This window comes from Pseudomonas sp. S44 (genome assembly GCF_016624805.1).
Taxonomy (GTDB): domain Bacteria; phylum Pseudomonadota; class Gammaproteobacteria; order Pseudomonadales; family Pseudomonadaceae; genus Aquipseudomonas; species Aquipseudomonas machongensis.
Genome location: NZ_JACVTY010000005.1, coordinates 53,368 through 70,167 on the forward strand (window position 1 = coordinate 53,368; position 16,800 = coordinate 70,167).

The window sequence follows — 16,800 nt, forward strand, 5'->3', positions numbered from 1 at the left end:
GACAAAAAGCTGCAGGCAATCTGCCGCATTCACCGGCACTCTTCACCCGCGTCCGTCTACACTCGAATCAGCCCCCTGATAGAGAGGTCGCCATGCCCCTGATGCCGGCACTTCTGTTGCTGCTCCTGATGATCTGGAACACAACGGCCGGCGCCCTGACCCTGACGGACGAAGAAAAAGCCTGGCTCAGCGCCCATCCGCAGCTGCGTCTGGGCGTGGATGCTTCATGGCCGCCATTCGAGTTCCGCGACCAGGAAGGTCGCTACCAGGGATTGGCCGCCGACTACATTGCCCTGATCCAGCAACGCCTGGGCGTTTCGCTGCAGCCGATCGAGCCGAGCAATTGGTCGCAGGTACTCGAGCAGGCACGACAGAACCGCATCGACCTGCTTCCAGGCATCATGTCGACGCCCGAACGCCAGTCCTACCTGGCCTTCACCCGCCCCTACCTCGATTTCCCCATCGTTATCCTCGCCCACGAGGGCGGCCCTCAGCCACGCACCCTCAAAGACCTGTACGGCCTGAAAATCGCGGTCGTGGAAAACTACGCTCCCCATGAGTTGCTGCGTACCCACCACCCGGATCTCAACCTGGTGGCCTTGCCCAATGTCAGTTCAGCCCTGCAAGCGTTGGCCACCGACGAGGTGGATGCCGTGGTTGGCGACCTTGCCTCGAGCATCTGGAGCCTGCGCCAGCTCAAGCTCGATGGCCTGTACGTCAGCGGCGAGACGCCCTACCGCTATCAGCTGGCCATGGCCGCCCCACGGGAACAGAAAATCCTCATCGGTATTCTCGACAAAGTCATGGCTGACCTGAGCAGCGCCGAAATCAGCGACATTCAGCAGCGCTGGGTCGGCAACGTCGTCGATCAACGGAGCCTATGGCGCGATCTGCTGGTCTATGGCCTGCCGACACTGGCCGTGGTGTTGCTGATCCTCGCCGCCATGCTGCGCATCAACCGGCGTCTCAGCTCGGAGATTTCGCGGCGGATCGCCCTGGAGCAAGAGCTGCGCAGCAGCGAATACCACTACCGCAGCCTGATCGAAAGCCTTTCGGCCATCGCCTGGGAAGCCGACGCCAACGATTTCACCTACAGCTACGTCTCCCCGCACGCCGAGGGCCTGCTTGGCTATCCGCTGAGGGAATGGCTCAGACCTGGTTTCTGGCGCGGTATCCTGCACCCCGAGGACGCCCTCTGGGCCCAGGCCTACTGCGACGCCGAAACCGCTGCCGGGCGCGACCACAGCCTCGACTATCGCGTAATACGTGCCGACGGGCACATCCTCTGGGTGCGCAATATCGTCAGCATGATCGAGCACGGCCACAAGCCGCTCATGCGCGGCCTGATGATCGACATCAGCGAAACCAAACGCACCGAGGATGCCCTGCGCCTTTCCGAACAGAAGTTCGCCTCAGTGTTTCAGCAATGCCCCGACATCCTGCTCATCGCCCGCCACAGCGATGGCTGCCTGCTGGAGGTCAACGAAGCGTTCGAGGAACAGATCGGCCTGAGCCCGGCCCAGGTCATCGGCCGCACCGCCACCGAACTGGGCCTGTGGGGTGTCGCGGGCACCGGCCCGACGATCCTCGAACGCGTGCAGCGTGGCGGCATCCGCAACCTGGAAATGAGCTTCCGGCGCAGCAACGGCGAGTTGTTCACAGGCCTCACCTCCGCTGAAAGCTTCGACCTGGATGGCACACCGGCGCTGGTGGTTGCCGTGCGCGACATCAGCCAGCTCAAGGAAACCCAGCAACAGTTGCAGACTTCCGAAGAGAAGTTCGCCAAGGCCTTCCACGCATCGCCCGACGGCTTGCTGCTGTCGCGCCAGAGCGATGGCCTGCTGCTGGAAGCCAACGAAGGTTTCTGCCGCCTGACCGGCTACGACATCAACCCAAGCCTTGGCCACAACAGCCTTGATCTGGGCATCTGGGTCGACCTCAACGAACGCGATCGGCTGATCGAACTGCTCAAGCGCGATGGTTTCGCGCGCGATTTCAGTTGCCATATCCGCCGTAGCGACGGCCAGATTCGCCTGTGCGAAATGTCCGCTCGGCCGCTGCCAATCGGCGGCATCGACTGCATGCTGACCATCACCCGTGACATCACCGAGCGCCACCTGATGCAGGAAAAACTGCAACTGGCCGCCACGGTCTTCGAGAACACCGCCGAGGGCGTGCTGATCACCGACACCGAGCAGCGCATCAGTGCGGTCAATCGCGCCTTCAGCGAGATCACCGGCTACAGCGAACTCGAAGCCCTCGGCCAGACCCCGCGCCTGCTCGCCTCCGGCCAACACGACAGCGCCTTCTACGTCGCCATGTGGCATCAGCTCACCGCCGAAGGGCATTGGCAGGGCGAGATCTGCAACCGACGCAAGAACGGCGAGTTCTACCCCAGTTGGCTGACCATCAGCGCCGTACGCAACAGCGAACACGAGACCACCCATTTCGTCGCCGTGTTCGCCGACATCTCCAGCCTCAAGCACGCCCAGGCCAAGCTCGACTACCAGGCCCACCACGACCCGCTCACCGGCCTGCCCAACCGCACCCTGTTCGAGAGCCGCCTGCAGGCTGCCCTCACCTGCGCCCAGGCCTCCAGCCGCCAAGGCGCCGTGCTGTTCCTCGACCTCGACCGCTTCAAGCACATCAACGACAGCCTCGGCCACCCGGTCGGCGACCTGTTGCTGAAAGGCATCGCCCAACGCCTGAAAGAGCAGGTACGCGATGTCGACACCGTCGCCCGCCTGGGCGGCGACGAATTCATCATCCTCTTGCCTGGCCTGCATCGCCCAAGCGACGCCAGCGCCATCGCCAACAAGCTGCTGGCCTGTTTCCACGCCCCGGTTCAGGCCGGCGAGCACGAGTTCTTCACCAGTGCCAGCATCGGTATCAGCCTGTATCCGCAAGACGGCACCGACGTCGCCACATTGATCCGCAACGCCGACGCCGCGATGTACCGCTCCAAGGCCAAGGGCCGCAACCGCGTCGAAAGCTACACCCTCGACCTCACTGCCCAGGCCAGCGAACGTATTTTTCTCGAACATGAGCTGCGCCGCGCCATCGAACGCAACGAACTGAGCCTGTACTACCAACCCAAGTTCAGCCTCAAGACCCAGGGATTGGTCGGTGCCGAGGCGCTGATCCGCTGGAACCACCCGACCTTCGGGGAAGTACCACCGGAGCAGTTCATTCACCTGGCCGAAGAGAACGGCAGCATCCTCCAGCTCGGCGACTGGGTGCTGGAGCAGGCCTGCCGGCAGATGCACACCTGGAAGCGCACCTATCAAGCATTCGGCCCACTGTCGATCAACCTCGCGGGCGCTCAATTACGCCAGCCCAGCCTGACCCGACGTATCGAACACCTGCTCAAGACCTTCCACCTCAAGGCCGGCGACCTGCAGCTGGAAATCACCGAGAACTTCATCATGAGCCAGGCCGAGGAAGCCCTGGCCATATTGCATCAGCTCAAGCACCTGGGTGTGCAACTGGCGATCGACGATTTCGGCACCGGCTACTCCTCGCTGAGCTACCTGAAGCGCCTGCCGCTGGACATCCTCAAGATCGACCAGTCGTTCATCCGCGGCCTGCCCGACGATCCACACGACGCCGCCATCGCCCGCGCCATCATTGCCCTGGGCCGCAGCATGCAGTTGACCATCATCGCCGAAGGCGTGGAGAACCAGGCCCAGCAACGCTTCCTGGCCGCTGAGGGGTGCGAACAGATCCAGGGCTACATCGTCAGCCTGCCCCTGCCCGCTGACGAGTTCGCCGCCACCTTTCTTCGTATAGCACTATCGGATCTTTCAGATGGCACCCTTAGCAAACCCTCGTTATAATCCGGCCGACCTCTGGGGCCTATAGCTCAGTTGGTTAGAGCAGAGGACTCATAATCCTTTGGTCCACGGTTCGAGTCCGTGTGGGCCCACCAATCTACAAGCCGCGTAATACGCGGCTTTGTCGTTTCTGCGACCCACAGTCTTCCGCCTTGCTTACCCTTCACAATCTGTAGATGTGTCCACAATGTGTCCACGCGCTGCTGCGAGCGGGTTGAGATTGACCACATCAGCGAGGTGGCCAGGGCTGAAGTGGGCATATTTCTGGGTCATGGCCAACGTTGCATGGCCTAGCACCCGTTGCAGGGTCAAGATATCCCCGCCGTTGCGCATGTAGTGGCTTGCGAACGTGTGGCGCAGGACGTGCGTTAGCTGCCCATCCGGCAGATCGAGCTGCAGCAGGTCAACCACCTTCCGAAAGATGTTGTACCCAGGGCGAAATGGTAGAGCCGCTTGCAGGCGCCTCTCGAGGTCGGAGGTGATCGGAACCGACCTGTTCTTGCTCGACTTTGTCTTGAGGAACTGGATCAAGCCGTTGCGCACCTGGCGCGGCAACAGGCCTTCAGCCTCGCCCCACCGTGCCCCTGTTGATAAGCAAACCTCTGCGATCAAACCAGCGTCGGAGTCTTCCGCTGTCAGCGCCTCGAGCAACGGCAGGATCTCGTCGGCCTCAAGGTAGGCCATCTCCGTCTCGTCAAACTTGAGCTTACGCACCGCCGACAGCGGGTTTTCGCCAGACCACTCCCCCAACCTGGCCAGCTCATTGAACACAGCGCGAAGGTAGGCCAGTTCATGGTTCAGCATGTTCGCGCTGATTGGCTTGCCTTTACCCTCGGCCTTGCTGAACCCACGACCAGGTTTCGTCCTGGTGTGCTTCCCCTCGGCCCGCTCGGCTCGATAGGTGGCGAAGTGGGATGAACTGAAACTGCTGGCCTTTGGATCTCCCATCCGTGCGGCCATGGCCAAGAGCAGCTGCAGACGTTCATCGCCCGTTTTCAGGTTCTGACCGTGAAGCTTGTGCCAGAGCTTTACCATGTCGGAGAGCGACCGATCGTCCCTCTTCCCCGGTGCCTCAAATTCTCCGCGTGACCCATCCCCCATCACCCGCCGCTCCAGATGCATGGCTTCGTTCTTCGACTTAACCCGCTTGCGGAAACGCGGACCGTCCCGGCCCTCCGGGCGACAGTCGACAAGCCACACTCCTGACTCCAGTTTTTTGATAGCCATGGCCTACACCGGGCTCACCTGGCCGACCTCGACAGCAGTCCTGCCCGTGGTCATCCAAAGCGCGTATTTCGTGAAGCGTTCGTGGTTGGCCACCACCAGGAAAGGCGCCAGTGCGAACTCCGTAATTCCCGCTTCGTATTTCTTCCAGGTGCTCAAGCTGAAGCCCAGCAGCTGGCAGAACTCACTCTGCGTTAGCCCTTCCTTGGACCGAATCGCCTTCATCTTCGCCGGCATATCCATGTGCTGCTCCTCTCTTGACAGGTTCCAGAATTGGAACCATGATGGTTCCACATCGGGAACTTTGATCCCCAATATTCGCGAGAGGTTAGCAGAATGCAGATAGTTATCGACACGCCCTACGTCACCGTGGGCGAGTACGCCAAGCGCTCAGGACAGTCGGATTCCGCAGTACGCCGTGAGATTGAGCTGGGCCGCTACATCATTCGTCCAAAGGTGGAGGGCTCCAAGTCGGCGGTTATGATCAACCTGGTGCACCTGGCCATGGAAGCTGCCGAACAAGCAGAACGCGTTCGCAAAGCTGACAAGCGTTAAGGGCTCCGAAATGACTGCACGCATGACTCCAGAGCATTTCGACCGCATCTACCTCGAGGACGTTATCCCCGCCCTCGAGCACGATCCGGAGCTGGGCTTTCAGGCCAAGGACGAGACGAAGGAATACCTGAACAAGGGCGTGTGCCCGAGTTGTGGTAAACGCTCTGTGTTCGTCAAGAAAGAGAAGCCGTATCAGCTCAAGTGCAACAGGCTGAACAACTGCGGGTATGAGGAACGGACACGCGATCGCTACCAGCACCTGTTCGAGAATCTCAGCGAACGCTTCCCCTCAACGCCGGACAACCCCACCGCCACGGCCGATGCCTACCTGAGCCGGGCCCGCGGCTTCGACATCAGCAAGATGAAGGACTGGTACACCCAGGGCCGTCGGCAAATGAAGCCGTCCGGCGTATGGGCAGACACCGTCCGTTTCCCGCTCTGCGACGGCTACTGGGAACGCATCATTGATGCGCGAGCCATTGCCGGTAACGAGGATCAGAAGGCCGGTATCAAGTCCGGCATGCGCTACACAAACTCCGGTTGGGTACCACCAGGCCAGACGATCGAGAAGCACGACCGGGTTTACATCGTCGAAGGGATCTTCCATGCGATAGCGCTCCACCTGGCCGGCTTCAAGGCGATAGCCGCTATCAGCTGCGTGAACTTCCCCTGGGACATCGTCGAGGCAAACGAAGGCAAGCTCGTTACCTGGGTGATCGCGCTGGACGACGACAAGGCAGGTCGCACCTATATACCTAAGTACCTCAAGCAACTGCGCTCGAAGAAGGAAATTGGCTGGGTCGCGCTGGCCGGCAAACTCGACTGGGACGATGTCTATCGAGACGGAAAGCTGGACGAGGTATTCATCGAGGATGCGTGCTATCGAGGCCGTCTGTTCACTGCTGAAAGTGCACGCAAGCTCGCTTACCTGGTGTACCTGCGCAGGCCTGCAGGCTTCTACCTGGTCGAGTTCAACAACCAGTTGTTTTCCGTGCGAGTGAACCAGGCCGAGCTGACCAAAGCGCTGGACGATCAGAAGTTGGAAGGCAACCGCGATATCTTCTACGGCGCTTCGCGAGTGGAACAGGTATCCAACTGCGTGCCGGATCTCGATTACCTGGAGAAGGATGTCATCACCGGCGAACAGCGCTACCACTTCAGCTTTGCCTTCCCTGACAAGACCCGAAATTGCCAGGCCGCCCTGTCCTCGGGATCGATCGCAGATCCTCGAGGTTTCGTGAAGGGCATGCTGGACTTCACGCCTGGCGGCAACTTCGAAGGCGGCGCTCGAGAACTGGCCTGGCTCAAAGCCAAGTGGCTGAACGACGAATATCGCCCTGTCCGGACCGTGCGCAGCCTCCCCTTCCTTGGCTACGACGAAGACACCGGCACGTACTGTTTCCCCGAGTTCGGGTTTCAGGGCGGTCGTGAGCTGCAGGTGAACAGTCACGGCTTCATCGAAGTGAAGGGCCGGGGAATCAAGACCGCGCTCGCCACCGTCAAGTTTGAACGCGGCGAAGAGTTCGATCCATCCTGGTTCCGCGACTTCGTGGATGTCACCGGGATGAATGGGCTCAGTGCATTGGCCTGGTGGACCGCCTCCCTGTTCGTGCAACAGATCGCGAGCCAGCAGGCGTCGTTCGGCTTCCTGGAACTGAGCGGCGAACCTGGCTCTGGCAAATCCATGCTGCTGCGCTTTCTCTGGCGTCTGCTGGGGCGGGAGAACACCGAGGGCATCAAACCAAGCGGATCGGGTGCGAGTGCCGTGGGTCTGCTCCGCTCATTCGCAGAGGTCAGCAATCTGCCGCTGGTATTAATTGAGTCCGATCGGACCTATATCGATGCCCAGGGCCGCACCGTAACGATCCAGTTCACCTGGGACGACGTGAAACCGATGTTCGACTATCACGCTCAGTTGCGCGTGACCGGTGCAAAGACGACCGGCAATGAGAAACGGGTAGACCTTTGGCGCGGCGCGCTGGCAATCGCTCAGAACGCAAGCGTCACCGGTGACGAGGCGACACTGTCGCGGATCGTGCACTTCCACTTCACGAAAGACGGCCACAGCCTGGCACTCAAGCCAAAAGCCGATCGCCTCAAGGCAATGCGGGCGACACAGCTTGGCGGCTACCTTCGCCGCTGCTTGTCCAACGAAAAGGTCTGGCTGGATCGGTACTTCGAAGCCTTCCCACGCTATGAGCGCAAGCTGATGGAAAACCCGGCCATCAGTGAAATGCGGATCTACCAATCCCATGCCCAGGTGCTGGCAGCAGCTTACGCCACACAGATGTTCTTCCCCGATTGGGGCAGCCAAGACCTAAACCAGCTTGCCGCCCATATCGAGTCCCGCGCAATTGACCGGCAACAACGGTGTAAGTCGGAAGATCCGACAGCCGCGAAGTTCTGGCAGATCTACCACTACCTCAACGAGGACGTGGTGACGACCATCGACAGTGACGGCGAGCGCGACGAGATCCGGGAGACGCTGAATCACAGCATCGACAAAGAGCTGATCGCCATCAACATCGAGCACTTCCAGCAGCGCTGCAGGATGGCAGGCCAGGAGGTCATTCCCGACGTCCAGTTGCGCCGCGCCCTTTACAGCAGCACCACACACAAGTTCATCGAGATCCGCAAAGCCCGTTCCCGCATCGAGAAACGGTCCCTGAACCTTTGGTTCTTCAGCAAACGTGGAGGGGCTTAAAACGTATGGGGTCAACCTGGGCAGGGGGTGATCCATGGGGGATAGGCGATTTGTGCGGAGTCCCCTGTTTTATCCGGAATATCCAGAACATTAGTAAATAGATAAGAGAAACATCAATAAATACAGATAGTTGAAGACGCCCAGCGTGTTCCGGTAGCACCAGAACTTATCAGAACAGACCAGAACAGATTCCGTTCCGTCATGTTCCGGCAATGTTCCGGCCAGGACTTTTCACCGGAACATTGCTGCAGCCCAGTAACGACGAGGCCTGCAGCGTTTTCCGCGAAACCACCTGTTCCGGAATGTTCTGGTACCACCGGAACAACTGAAAGCAGCGCTAAGCCCCGTAAATCAAGGGCTCTAGAAATCGGCACCATTGATGTTCCGGATGTTCCGGACGGAACGCGGGACCACACAAATTCTTTTCAACAACAACGCAAGGAGAACCAACCATGCATGTAGGACAAAACGAGTCTCGGAACATCGCCAGTGCACTTGCCGCAGTCCAGGCCCACCAGCAGCAACAGCCAGCGATCGCCCTTGCTGGCACCCAAGCACTTTACCGCCTGGTGCCGATCGCCCTGCGCAACAGCAACCAGAGCCGCGTCCTGGGGCGTTTCCTGCTCGGGGTCTACAACGGCGAGGAATTCCCTTTTGAACTCAGTGCATTGCGCAGCTTGGACCTGGCTCTGTTCGAAGACTGCTTGAAGGTGCTGATGATGGATTACACGCCCGACCTGGAAGTGCACGAACGCATCCAGGGCGGCAGCCAGATCTGGCAGCAGCTCATTGAGAAATGGGCACCGGAGTCTTTGGAATGAACGTGACGTACACCGTAGACGGCCAGGCCGGCGAACTACCGATGCCGGGGCCGTACCTGCTGGTAGCCAAGCCCGAAGACCTGGCGGAACTGGTGGCGAGCATCCACTGGCGCGCACAACCCATCCCGCCGCCGTGCTGCACGGTTCACTTGAAAAGTGTGGATGGGTTGGACCTGGGAGAGTTTGAAGTCAGGAGCGTGGTACGCCCGATATTTACCGCCAAGGCAGTAAGCCAGGGCTGAAAGAGACGGTGCCAAGGAGTTGCACCTCCCTGGCACCAACCACCGAAACAAGGAGAAGAACATGCGAGTACCAACCCCAAGCGGCAGCGGTTCGAAGGCTAACACATCGCCGCGTCACCTGCAGGCCGTCGCCACGGTCGGCGGTGCGCTGATCGGGTTCCTGGTCATGAAGACACCCGCAGCCCGCGAACAGCTTGAAAACGTGGCATCAGCCGCATGCCAGCAAGGCGACTTGTCTGCACAGGATGCCGCCATGGTGCGCCAGCTGCTGGCCACTCACCCCCGTACGATTATGAACTGAAGGACAGGACACCATGCTCAAACCCGTTATCAATTCGCGCAACGCGCCCAAGTTCGTCATCCGCCTGCCTGATGGCATGCGTGACCAGATCGGGGAGGTGGCTCGCAACAACAAACGGAGCATGAACTCCGAGATCATCAGCCGCCTGGAACGATCCCTGGCAGCCGACAACCTGGATACCGTGCTACCGGACGCACTTGTCGTCTATCTGCCCAACCTGCTGCTTGCTGAGATCGACGGCCAGGCCAGGTTGAACGAGCGATCCACAAACGCCGAAGTAACCTACAGGCTCAAGCGATCGGTCACCATGGAGCAACTGTGCGACGAACAGGCGAGGATGATCGGGATCCTGCAACGGCGCCTCGAGGAGCTGGAACACCAGCTGCAGACGAAGGAGGCCGCGTGATGTTGATCGACGGCAACCTGGTGGCGGTGACAGACATCGAGATCGAGGAGGCGCGTCGCCAGTTGGCGCTACCTACAGACTTTCTCCTGGTGCAGGCAACTCAGCAGCTTTATCACAACCCTGGTAACGGCATGATCGTGATAACAATGCCCGCTGATATGTTCGTTGTAGGATTTGAAAACAGATCGGGCGAGTTGAAATTTGGTGTAGTACAAATCAATTCCTTGAAACATAAAGTTGAACGCAATTGATTTGACTTTGGTTTAACAAATAACAATGGGCGCCTAGGGCGCCCATTTTGTTGGTTTCATGCAAAGTTATCCACAGTCTTATTCTGTCGCGACAATCAAGACACTAATCTCACAACGAATTTAGGAACTCAATACATATAAAATTCTTGACTGCCAACAAATTGACAAACAAAATATTGGCTATGTGCCATTAAGAAAAACGGAGTTCATACATGACACACCCAGCGCCATGCCTCAATCAGCTCGCAGACGACATCGAAAGCCATGGCAATATGCTTGCCCTGTTGACTTCAATGAGCGATGCGGACTTATCTACACGAGGACGCATTGGACTGATTCAACTGTCGTCAAGCGTGATAAAGGATTTCGAAGATATCGAGAGAAGGTTTAAGACTTACCGTGCATCACTGAATCCAAGCTGCTGAAACAGCTCGTCCCTCTTGGACTTGCTCATACCAACGAGACGGTCGAAGACAAAGCGATCCATCATTTGCTCAGACGGCCGGAGAGTATGCGAGAAGGTTAAGTGCGATACCCATCGGTGCCCACAATCTAGACAATCGCAGTAAAGGCTAACAAATTCGTTAGAGATATCATTCCTGGACGATATCCGGCCTTTGCCACCGCACTCCTTGCAATAAACTCGCATACTCACCCCGGTTCCAGTTCTGGCACTATTTTGCCACAAAAGCAGCACCGATAGCTGTTCTACGTGGCGCTACGACTCAGTGCGATCTGCTGCTCTCCAGCCAATGCGCCTATCCTCTCGCAGCACTTCATTGACTTGATCGAACAACTGGCAGATCGGCCTGATCTCGTTGCTGGTATAAACTCTGTCGATCTTCTCAATGTCCCCGAACCCACCAGTGGTTTCTGGAATGATTCCGGCCAATGCGGGATTCATCCGCCAGGCTGCGATGATATCGTTCCTGGTGATGTTCTTGACCTTCTCCAGTTCGTCCTTCGCCTGGAAGTCCCCCACGGGAATAATCTTGATCGCGTTTTCCGCCCCGCCAGGTATGTTCACAAACATCGACCGGAAGTTGCCCACCCCTTTACTTGCGCTGATTTGCGCTTGGAGTTTTTCCTCATCCTCCTCGGATAGGTTGGGGTCGTTGGTGTAGAAGATGTAGCCCGCGTGCGCTCCATTGCTGTAGTAGCGCCGGCGGAACAGCGTCGCCGCTTCGTTGAGCAGCAGCGCCTGCAGGCCGCCCAGGTAGTCCGGGATGCCGTAGATATTTTGCTCAACGTCATAGTCCTTGATATGGACGATCTCGTCCTGGTCGTACTCCTCCTCCTGTCCGTTCTGCAGCAGCATCACGAAGCCGCCATCCACCTTCACCCGCATGTTGATCGCCGGCAGGTGCTCGAGCTCCAGGACATGCCCCAGGAAGTTCTCGTGCGCCAGAAAGTACGCCTCCCCAAACACCATGTAGTCCAAGGCTGCACAGCTCATCGTTTGAGCGCTGCAGCCTTCTGACGGGATGAATTCACGCAGCAGCAGGTTGCGCTTGAACTTCGGGATGGCGCCGTGGTGCGCGTTGGCGCGCAGCAGCTTGGCCAGGCCCACACGGGACACCGGCGGTTTGTACAGGCGCCCGTCGTCGGTGGGAAAGATGCCCAGGTACTCGCCGATATTGGCCGTCAGCACCTGCTCTGGCTCCCCGAACGTGAATACGCGAGTGGGCTGTTGCGCCGGCGCTTGCGGGGCTTGAGGTTTTCTCTGTCGTTTGGGCATAGCTTCCGCTCGTGAGATAGCGGCTCTTGCGCCGCTTGTTGGTGTTCAGGGGTTCGTTGTGAAGGGCGTGCATCACAGCCCAGGCGATGTCGGCGTGTCCGGTGGCCTCGGTCCTCGAGGCGCTGAATGTGATCTGGCCACCGCCAGTGGTGCCACGCTTTATGGTCAGGAAGGCTTGGGCGATCTCGGTCCAGCCGGCGTCCCACGCGATCCGGCCAGCGCGGATCACGTCCTGGGCTTTGAGCACCAGGGTGGTCTTCGTTTCCAGGCTGTAGTGGATGCGCTGCGCACGCGGGTAGAAGTCGCACACCAGGTCGTAAACACCGATCCCGACACCGGTCGTGTCGATGCCGATGTGCTGGACGTTGAAGCGCTCGGTCAGCAGCTTGACTTGGGCTGCCTGGTAGGTGAACGACTGTCCCCGCCAGCTGTACTTTTCCAGGATGCGGAATCTTCCACCTGGCTCTGGCGGCGGCGCGACCACAACACAGGTCGCGTCGTCACGGGTTCGGCTTGGGTCATACCCCAGCCATACAGGGGCATCGCCGAACGGACGGTCTTCGCCTGGCTTGTAGTCGTCCCACAACTCCAGGTCGGAATAGCTGCGCTCCAGGTCGGCCAGCGCGAACGCTGACTGAGTGCTGTCAATGAACTTGCACATGAACAGTTGCTCGAAGCGCTCTTCGTCGTTCTCCAGCCGTAGCCGGTCGATGTCGAACAGGTTGCAACCGCCGGCAATTGCGTCTTCCAGGGTGATGATCTTGCGCCACTGTCCATCCGGACAGAGCGTGCCGGCGTGGATCTCGGCGTCGCTGGGCCACGCGCCGGCCTTCTTGGCCCGCTTGCTGTTGCGGAAGTTCTCGCCCGTCCAGAACGGGTAAGCCTCATGGGAAACAGCGCTGGGCGTAGAAAAGTAGGTCTGTCGCCATTTCGCATGGGAGGCCATACCGCTGGCTACGGTCTGGATCTTGTCGAAACGCGGGATCCAGAAGATTTCATCCACGTATAGGTGGCCGTGGTAACTCTGTGCCGTGTTGGCATTGGTGGACAGGAAGCGCAGCTCTGCCCAGGGCTTGCCGTCTTTGCTGAGCTTGATGGGGTTACCGGTCAACTCGATGTCGAACCACTTGCTGGCAAATTCCACGATGTAGCTACGGAACACTTCGGACTGGGCACGGCTGGCCGACAGGAAAATCTGGTTGTCCCCTGTCAACACCGCATCCATGAACGCCTCGGCGGCGAAGTAGTAGGTCAGGCCGATCTGGCGAGACTTGAGGATGTGGCGAATCCGCGCCGTCAGCGGGTTCTTCTTGGCCTCGAACAGCTCCAGCTGGTAGTTGAACATCCTGGAGGTGAACTTCTCCAGGAAGTCCACTTCCGTCAGCTGGCTGATGTCGTTCTTCGCCTTTTTTTCCCGCTTCTTGCCGGCACGCTCCCGGCGCTCCTGGTGCGGTTCTTGATCCTGGTCCTGGCGCTTTCGCGAGGCTTCACTGCCTGCCAGCGCCGGCGGGCGGCTCGATTGCTTCAACAGCTTGTCGCGGATCGAAGTCAGTCGGTCCAGCTCGTCGAGTTCGGACTTGCTCAGCGTGTCCTGCTTTTCCAGGATCAGGGTGATGCGCCTGCTGACAGCGGTCACAGGTTCCTCATCGGTCAGCATGTCATCCCAGCCACCCTGGCGGATCCAGTAGTAGATGATCCGTACGTTGGGCAGCTTCAGCTGAGCCTGGATTTCCTTCACCGATGCGCGGCGTAGGTAGAGGCGTTTGGCGGCCTCTTTGACTTCTATCGAGTAGTTCATGGGCCGCAGTCTATGCGGCGAAAACCCCGAAAACGCGGCATAAAACTGCAGGAAATTCCTAGATCCTCGAAATAGGAATTTCCTGCAGTGAAAGCGTTTGGCCGGTGTTGATCGGCTCCCTATCTTGGCGCTCATCGACCACCACCGAGCGCTCCAACCGATGCCCAGATCCCTTGTCTCCTACTGGAAACGCGTAGCTGTCAGCGGCCCGACCGCCGACAACCGCGAGATCACCGTCCAGGAGCTGGTCGATTGCGCCGAGACCTACAGGCTGTCGGTCTACACCGCTGTGATCTGGAGCGAGCACGAGCGCTGGCCTGGGTCCCACGGCACCGTATTTGCCGTGCGCCTGGTGACCGAAAACGACGATCCCGAGCTGCAGCCCGGCCAGGTCGCTCTCGAAGCCCAACTCAAGCCAAACGACAAGCTGCTGCACCTGAATGACCAGGGCGAGAAGCTGTTCACCAGCGTGGAGATCACGCCCAACTTCGCAAACTCGGGTCGGTACTACCTGACCGGCCTGGCCGTGACCGACTCGCCGGCCAGCCTGGGGACCCAAGAGCTGTATTTCTCCAAGCGTGCCAGCAAGGGCAAGCGCTACTCGAAAACTTCCTACTACTGCTCCGCCGTAGAGCTGGGCTCCCTTCGCGAAGGGAGCGAGCAGCCGGGCGAGCTGCGCCGCTTTTTCAACGCCCTGACCGGCCTTTGCAAGCGCTTCGCCGACACCACTTCCAACACCAACTCACCCGACGAGACCAAACCGATGGATGAAGCAACAGCCAAGGCGCTCAAGGCGCTGTATGACCAATTCGTGATCCTGCTGGCCGGCCTGCAGGCCGTACTGGAACCCGTGGTGGAAGAGGTAGACACCAGCGAGAACCAGGAAGCCGTCGAAGCCGTGGGCGCCGCCGTCCAGGACGTGGTCGATGAGGCCGACGAAAACCGCGAGTTCAACCGCAAGGGCGGCAAAGGCGCCAAGGACGGCAAGGGCAAGGACGAGGTCAAGGAACTGAGCGCCCGCGTCGAGGAGCTGACCGAGACCATGACCAAGATGTTCAACAGCACCTCGAACCGTCGCCAGGTCAAGCGCAACACCGGCCCGGCTGACAAGAAACGCGGCGGGGGCCTGCGCTGATGGGCGCCCTGTCGCAACGCGCTGCAGCGGTCTATCTGCAGCTCCAGGACGACCTGGCCGAGGCGTACAGCATCGATGACGCCACCCGCACCTTTGCCGTGGAACCGACCCATGCCCAGGAACTGAACGAGCAGATCACCGAGCGCGTGGACTTCCTGTCCCGCATCAACGTCGTGCCGGTCAGCGAGATCAAGGGCGAGAAGGTATTGCTGGGCCTGAGCGGCCCGGCCAGCAGCCGGACCGACACCGACAAGCACGACCGCGAGCCGCGCCACCTGCTCGACCTCAAGAACAACCTGTACGAGCTGTTCCACACCGAAACCGATGTGGCCCTGAAGTTCGCCACCATCGACGCTTGGGCGAAGTTCCCCGAGTTCGCACAGAAGTACCTGGCAGCGGTGCAGAAGCGCATCGCGCTGGACCGCATCCTCATCGGCTGGCACGGCACCCACGCGGCGCAGCAGACCGACATGGACAAATTCCCCATGCTGCAGGACATGAACAAGGGCTGGCTGCAGATCGCCCGTGAGCAGATCCCGGAGCAGGTGCTGAAAGCTGCTGACCCGGCGCAAAAGATGAAGATTGGCAAAGGTGGCAATTACCAGAACCTCGACGAAGCCGTCCACGACGTGACCCAGATGATCGATCCGGTGTTCCGCGACGAGGGCGACCTGGTGGCCATCATCGGTTCGGATCTCATGGCGCATGACAAGGGCAGGCTGTACGCGGCTCAAGGCCAGACCCCGACCGAGAAAGAGCGCATCGAGGGCGCGCAGGTCATCGCCACCTATGGCGGTAAGCCGTCGTTCGTGATCCCGTTCTTCCCGCCGAAGGGGATCGCGGTCACCTCCTGGGACAACCTGTCGATCTACTTCCAGGACAGCAGCTGGCGTCGTCACCTGCTCGAGAACCCGAAGCGCTCCCGCGTCGAAGACTACAACGGGCGTAACGAGGGCTACGTGATCGAGCAGCTGGGCAAGTTCGCCTACCTGGAATCCGACTCGGTGGAGCTGGTATGAGCCTCGCCCTGGAGCACAAGCGCCGCTTGCTCGCCCAGGGCACCGCTGCAGTAGCCCAGGTGGCCGCTGCAGCTGCCCTGCCGTACTCACCTGGTGAGGCCCTGAGCAGCCCGGCAAACGCCCGCAAGCACCTGGCGCTGATGATCGCCGGCCTGGACGAGGACCTGGCGCGCCTGAGCGCGATCAACGGCCTGGCCAGCCGCCAGGACCTCAAGCGCAACGAGCTGCTGCCCAAGTACCAGGAGTACGTCCAGCGCTACGTCGAATCCGGCCTGGTCTTTCCGAACCGCGTCCTAGTGCAGGTCGTGATCTGGCTGTTCGACACCGTCCAGTTCGAGGACGCGCTGGAGCTTGCAGACATCGCGATTGCCCAGGGCCAGGAAATGCCCGAGCGCTTCAACCGCCGGGATATCCAGACCTTCGTTGCTGATGCGATCTGCGAATGGGCCTACGACGAGCATCAGGCTGGCCGCAGTCCCGAGCCGTACCTGTCCGACTTGCTTCCGCGAGTGGACGGCGAATGGCAGCTGCCTGAGCAGGTCCCGGCCAAGTACCACAAGCTCATCGGCATTCGTGCGATCGAAGCGAAGGACTGGGCTAAGGCGATCACGCACCTGGAGCGAGCCGTAGAGCTGTATCCGAAGGTCGGGGTAGGCACCCGGATCGAGAACGCTCGCAAGGCACTGCGCAAGGAAGCATCTGCAGCCCTAGGGGTGCAGCCACCACCGGCGAACCCATAACAACCCAACGACTACCCCCCCAGCGGGAACCCG

General features: G+C 59.8%; 15 protein-coding genes, 1 tRNA gene and 1 pseudogene. 12 read left to right on the forward strand and 5 right to left on the reverse strand.

Translation table 11 applies throughout. The annotated features are described in order from the left end of the window. Positions 1 to 92 precede the first annotated feature (92 nt). Entirely contained in the window at positions 93 to 3,836 is a 3,744-nt protein-coding gene (locus tag IAE40_RS06295; RefSeq protein ID WP_153772393.1) for a bifunctional diguanylate cyclase/phosphodiesterase, read from the forward strand. 15 nt (positions 3,837 to 3,851) lie between these two features. Then, positions 3,852 to 3,928 (forward strand) — tRNA-Ile (locus IAE40_RS06300). A gap of 61 nt (positions 3,929 to 3,989) precedes the next feature. Here IAE40_RS06300 and IAE40_RS06305 read toward each other — a convergent pair. Next, a complete protein-coding gene (locus tag IAE40_RS06305; protein ID WP_200602845.1) occupies positions 3,990 to 5,060 on the reverse strand; it encodes a phage integrase in 1,071 nt (356 codons plus the stop codon). A gap of 3 nt (positions 5,061 to 5,063) precedes the next feature. Next, positions 5,064 to 5,300 carry a helix-turn-helix domain-containing protein gene (locus tag IAE40_RS06310; RefSeq protein ID WP_200602846.1) on the reverse strand — a complete coding sequence of 79 codons (237 nt, stop codon included), beginning with the start codon at positions 5,298 to 5,300 and terminating at the stop codon, positions 5,064 to 5,066. A gap of 93 nt (positions 5,301 to 5,393) precedes the next feature. Here IAE40_RS06310 and IAE40_RS06315 point away from each other — a divergent pair, with 93 nt between their 5' ends. From IAE40_RS06315 to IAE40_RS06345, 7 genes and pseudogenes are all read left to right on the forward strand, one after another. Next, positions 5,394 to 5,612 (forward strand): hypothetical protein, encoded by a 219-nt coding sequence (locus tag IAE40_RS06315; RefSeq protein ID WP_200602847.1) that lies wholly within the window; start codon positions 5,394 to 5,396, stop codon positions 5,610 to 5,612. A gap of 10 nt (positions 5,613 to 5,622) precedes the next feature. Continuing rightward, complete coding sequence (locus IAE40_RS06320) at positions 5,623 to 8,316, forward strand: toprim domain-containing protein (RefSeq protein WP_200602848.1); 2,694 nt, start codon at positions 5,623 to 5,625, stop codon at positions 8,314 to 8,316. A 452-nt stretch (positions 8,317 to 8,768) separates the two neighbouring features. Then, positions 8,769 to 9,137: a DUF7673 family protein gene (locus tag IAE40_RS06325; protein WP_234465079.1), complete on the forward strand. Its 369-nt coding sequence runs from the start codon at positions 8,769 to 8,771 to the stop codon at positions 9,135 to 9,137. Next, positions 9,134 to 9,379 (forward strand): hypothetical protein, encoded by a 246-nt coding sequence (locus IAE40_RS06330; RefSeq protein WP_200602849.1) that lies wholly within the window; start codon positions 9,134 to 9,136, stop codon positions 9,377 to 9,379. The genes IAE40_RS06325 and IAE40_RS06330 overlap by 4 nt, the downstream gene beginning before the upstream one ends. Before the next feature lie 61 nt (positions 9,380 to 9,440). After that, positions 9,441 to 9,680 carry a hypothetical protein gene (locus IAE40_RS06335; RefSeq protein WP_200602850.1) on the forward strand — a complete coding sequence of 80 codons (240 nt, stop codon included), beginning with the start codon at positions 9,441 to 9,443 and terminating at the stop codon, positions 9,678 to 9,680. 13 nt (positions 9,681 to 9,693) lie between these two features. Then, positions 9,694 to 9,960 (forward strand): annotated as a pseudogene (locus IAE40_RS26015) (Arc family DNA-binding protein); the annotation flags it as partial. A gap of 125 nt (positions 9,961 to 10,085) precedes the next feature. Beyond that, positions 10,086 to 10,337 carry a hypothetical protein gene (locus IAE40_RS06345; protein ID WP_200602852.1) on the forward strand — a complete coding sequence of 84 codons (252 nt, stop codon included), beginning with the start codon at positions 10,086 to 10,088 and terminating at the stop codon, positions 10,335 to 10,337. A gap of 394 nt (positions 10,338 to 10,731) precedes the next feature. Here the strand turns inward: IAE40_RS06345 and IAE40_RS06350 are convergent, their stop codons facing one another. The 3 genes from IAE40_RS06350 to IAE40_RS06360 all read right to left on the reverse strand — a co-directional run bounded on the left by IAE40_RS06350 (position 10,732) and on the right by IAE40_RS06360 (position 13,873). Beyond that, positions 10,732 to 10,986, reverse strand: coding sequence for an ogr/Delta-like zinc finger family protein (locus tag IAE40_RS06350; RefSeq protein WP_200602904.1), 255 nt, complete (start codon positions 10,984 to 10,986; stop codon positions 10,732 to 10,734). Positions 10,987 to 11,055: 69 nt separating this feature from the next. Continuing rightward, entirely contained in the window at positions 11,056 to 11,907 is an 852-nt protein-coding gene (locus tag IAE40_RS06355) for a phage portal protein (protein ID WP_325167268.1), read from the reverse strand. Continuing rightward, positions 11,828 to 13,873 (reverse strand): terminase large subunit domain-containing protein, encoded by a 2,046-nt coding sequence (locus IAE40_RS06360; RefSeq protein ID WP_234465084.1) that lies wholly within the window; start codon positions 13,871 to 13,873, stop codon positions 11,828 to 11,830. The genes IAE40_RS06355 and IAE40_RS06360 overlap by 80 nt, the downstream gene beginning before the upstream one ends. Positions 13,874 to 14,033: 160 nt before the next feature. Between IAE40_RS06360 and IAE40_RS06365 the strand changes: the two genes are divergently transcribed. From IAE40_RS06365 to gpM, 3 genes are read left to right on the forward strand one after another with little or no spacing between them, the layout of a single operon-like run. Beyond that, complete coding sequence (locus tag IAE40_RS06365; RefSeq protein ID WP_200602854.1) at positions 14,034 to 15,008, forward strand: GPO family capsid scaffolding protein; 975 nt, start codon at positions 14,034 to 14,036, stop codon at positions 15,006 to 15,008. After that, positions 15,008 to 16,027 carry a phage major capsid protein, P2 family gene (locus IAE40_RS06370; RefSeq protein WP_200602855.1) on the forward strand — a complete coding sequence of 340 codons (1,020 nt, stop codon included), beginning with the start codon at positions 15,008 to 15,010 and terminating at the stop codon, positions 16,025 to 16,027. Before IAE40_RS06365 ends, IAE40_RS06370 begins: the two co-directional genes overlap by 1 nt. Further along, positions 16,024 to 16,767 (forward strand): phage terminase small subunit, encoded by a 744-nt coding sequence (gene gpM / locus IAE40_RS06375; RefSeq protein ID WP_200602856.1) that lies wholly within the window; start codon positions 16,024 to 16,026, stop codon positions 16,765 to 16,767. Before IAE40_RS06370 ends, gpM begins: the two co-directional genes overlap by 4 nt. The last annotated feature ends 33 nt before the right edge of the window (positions 16,768 to 16,800 follow it).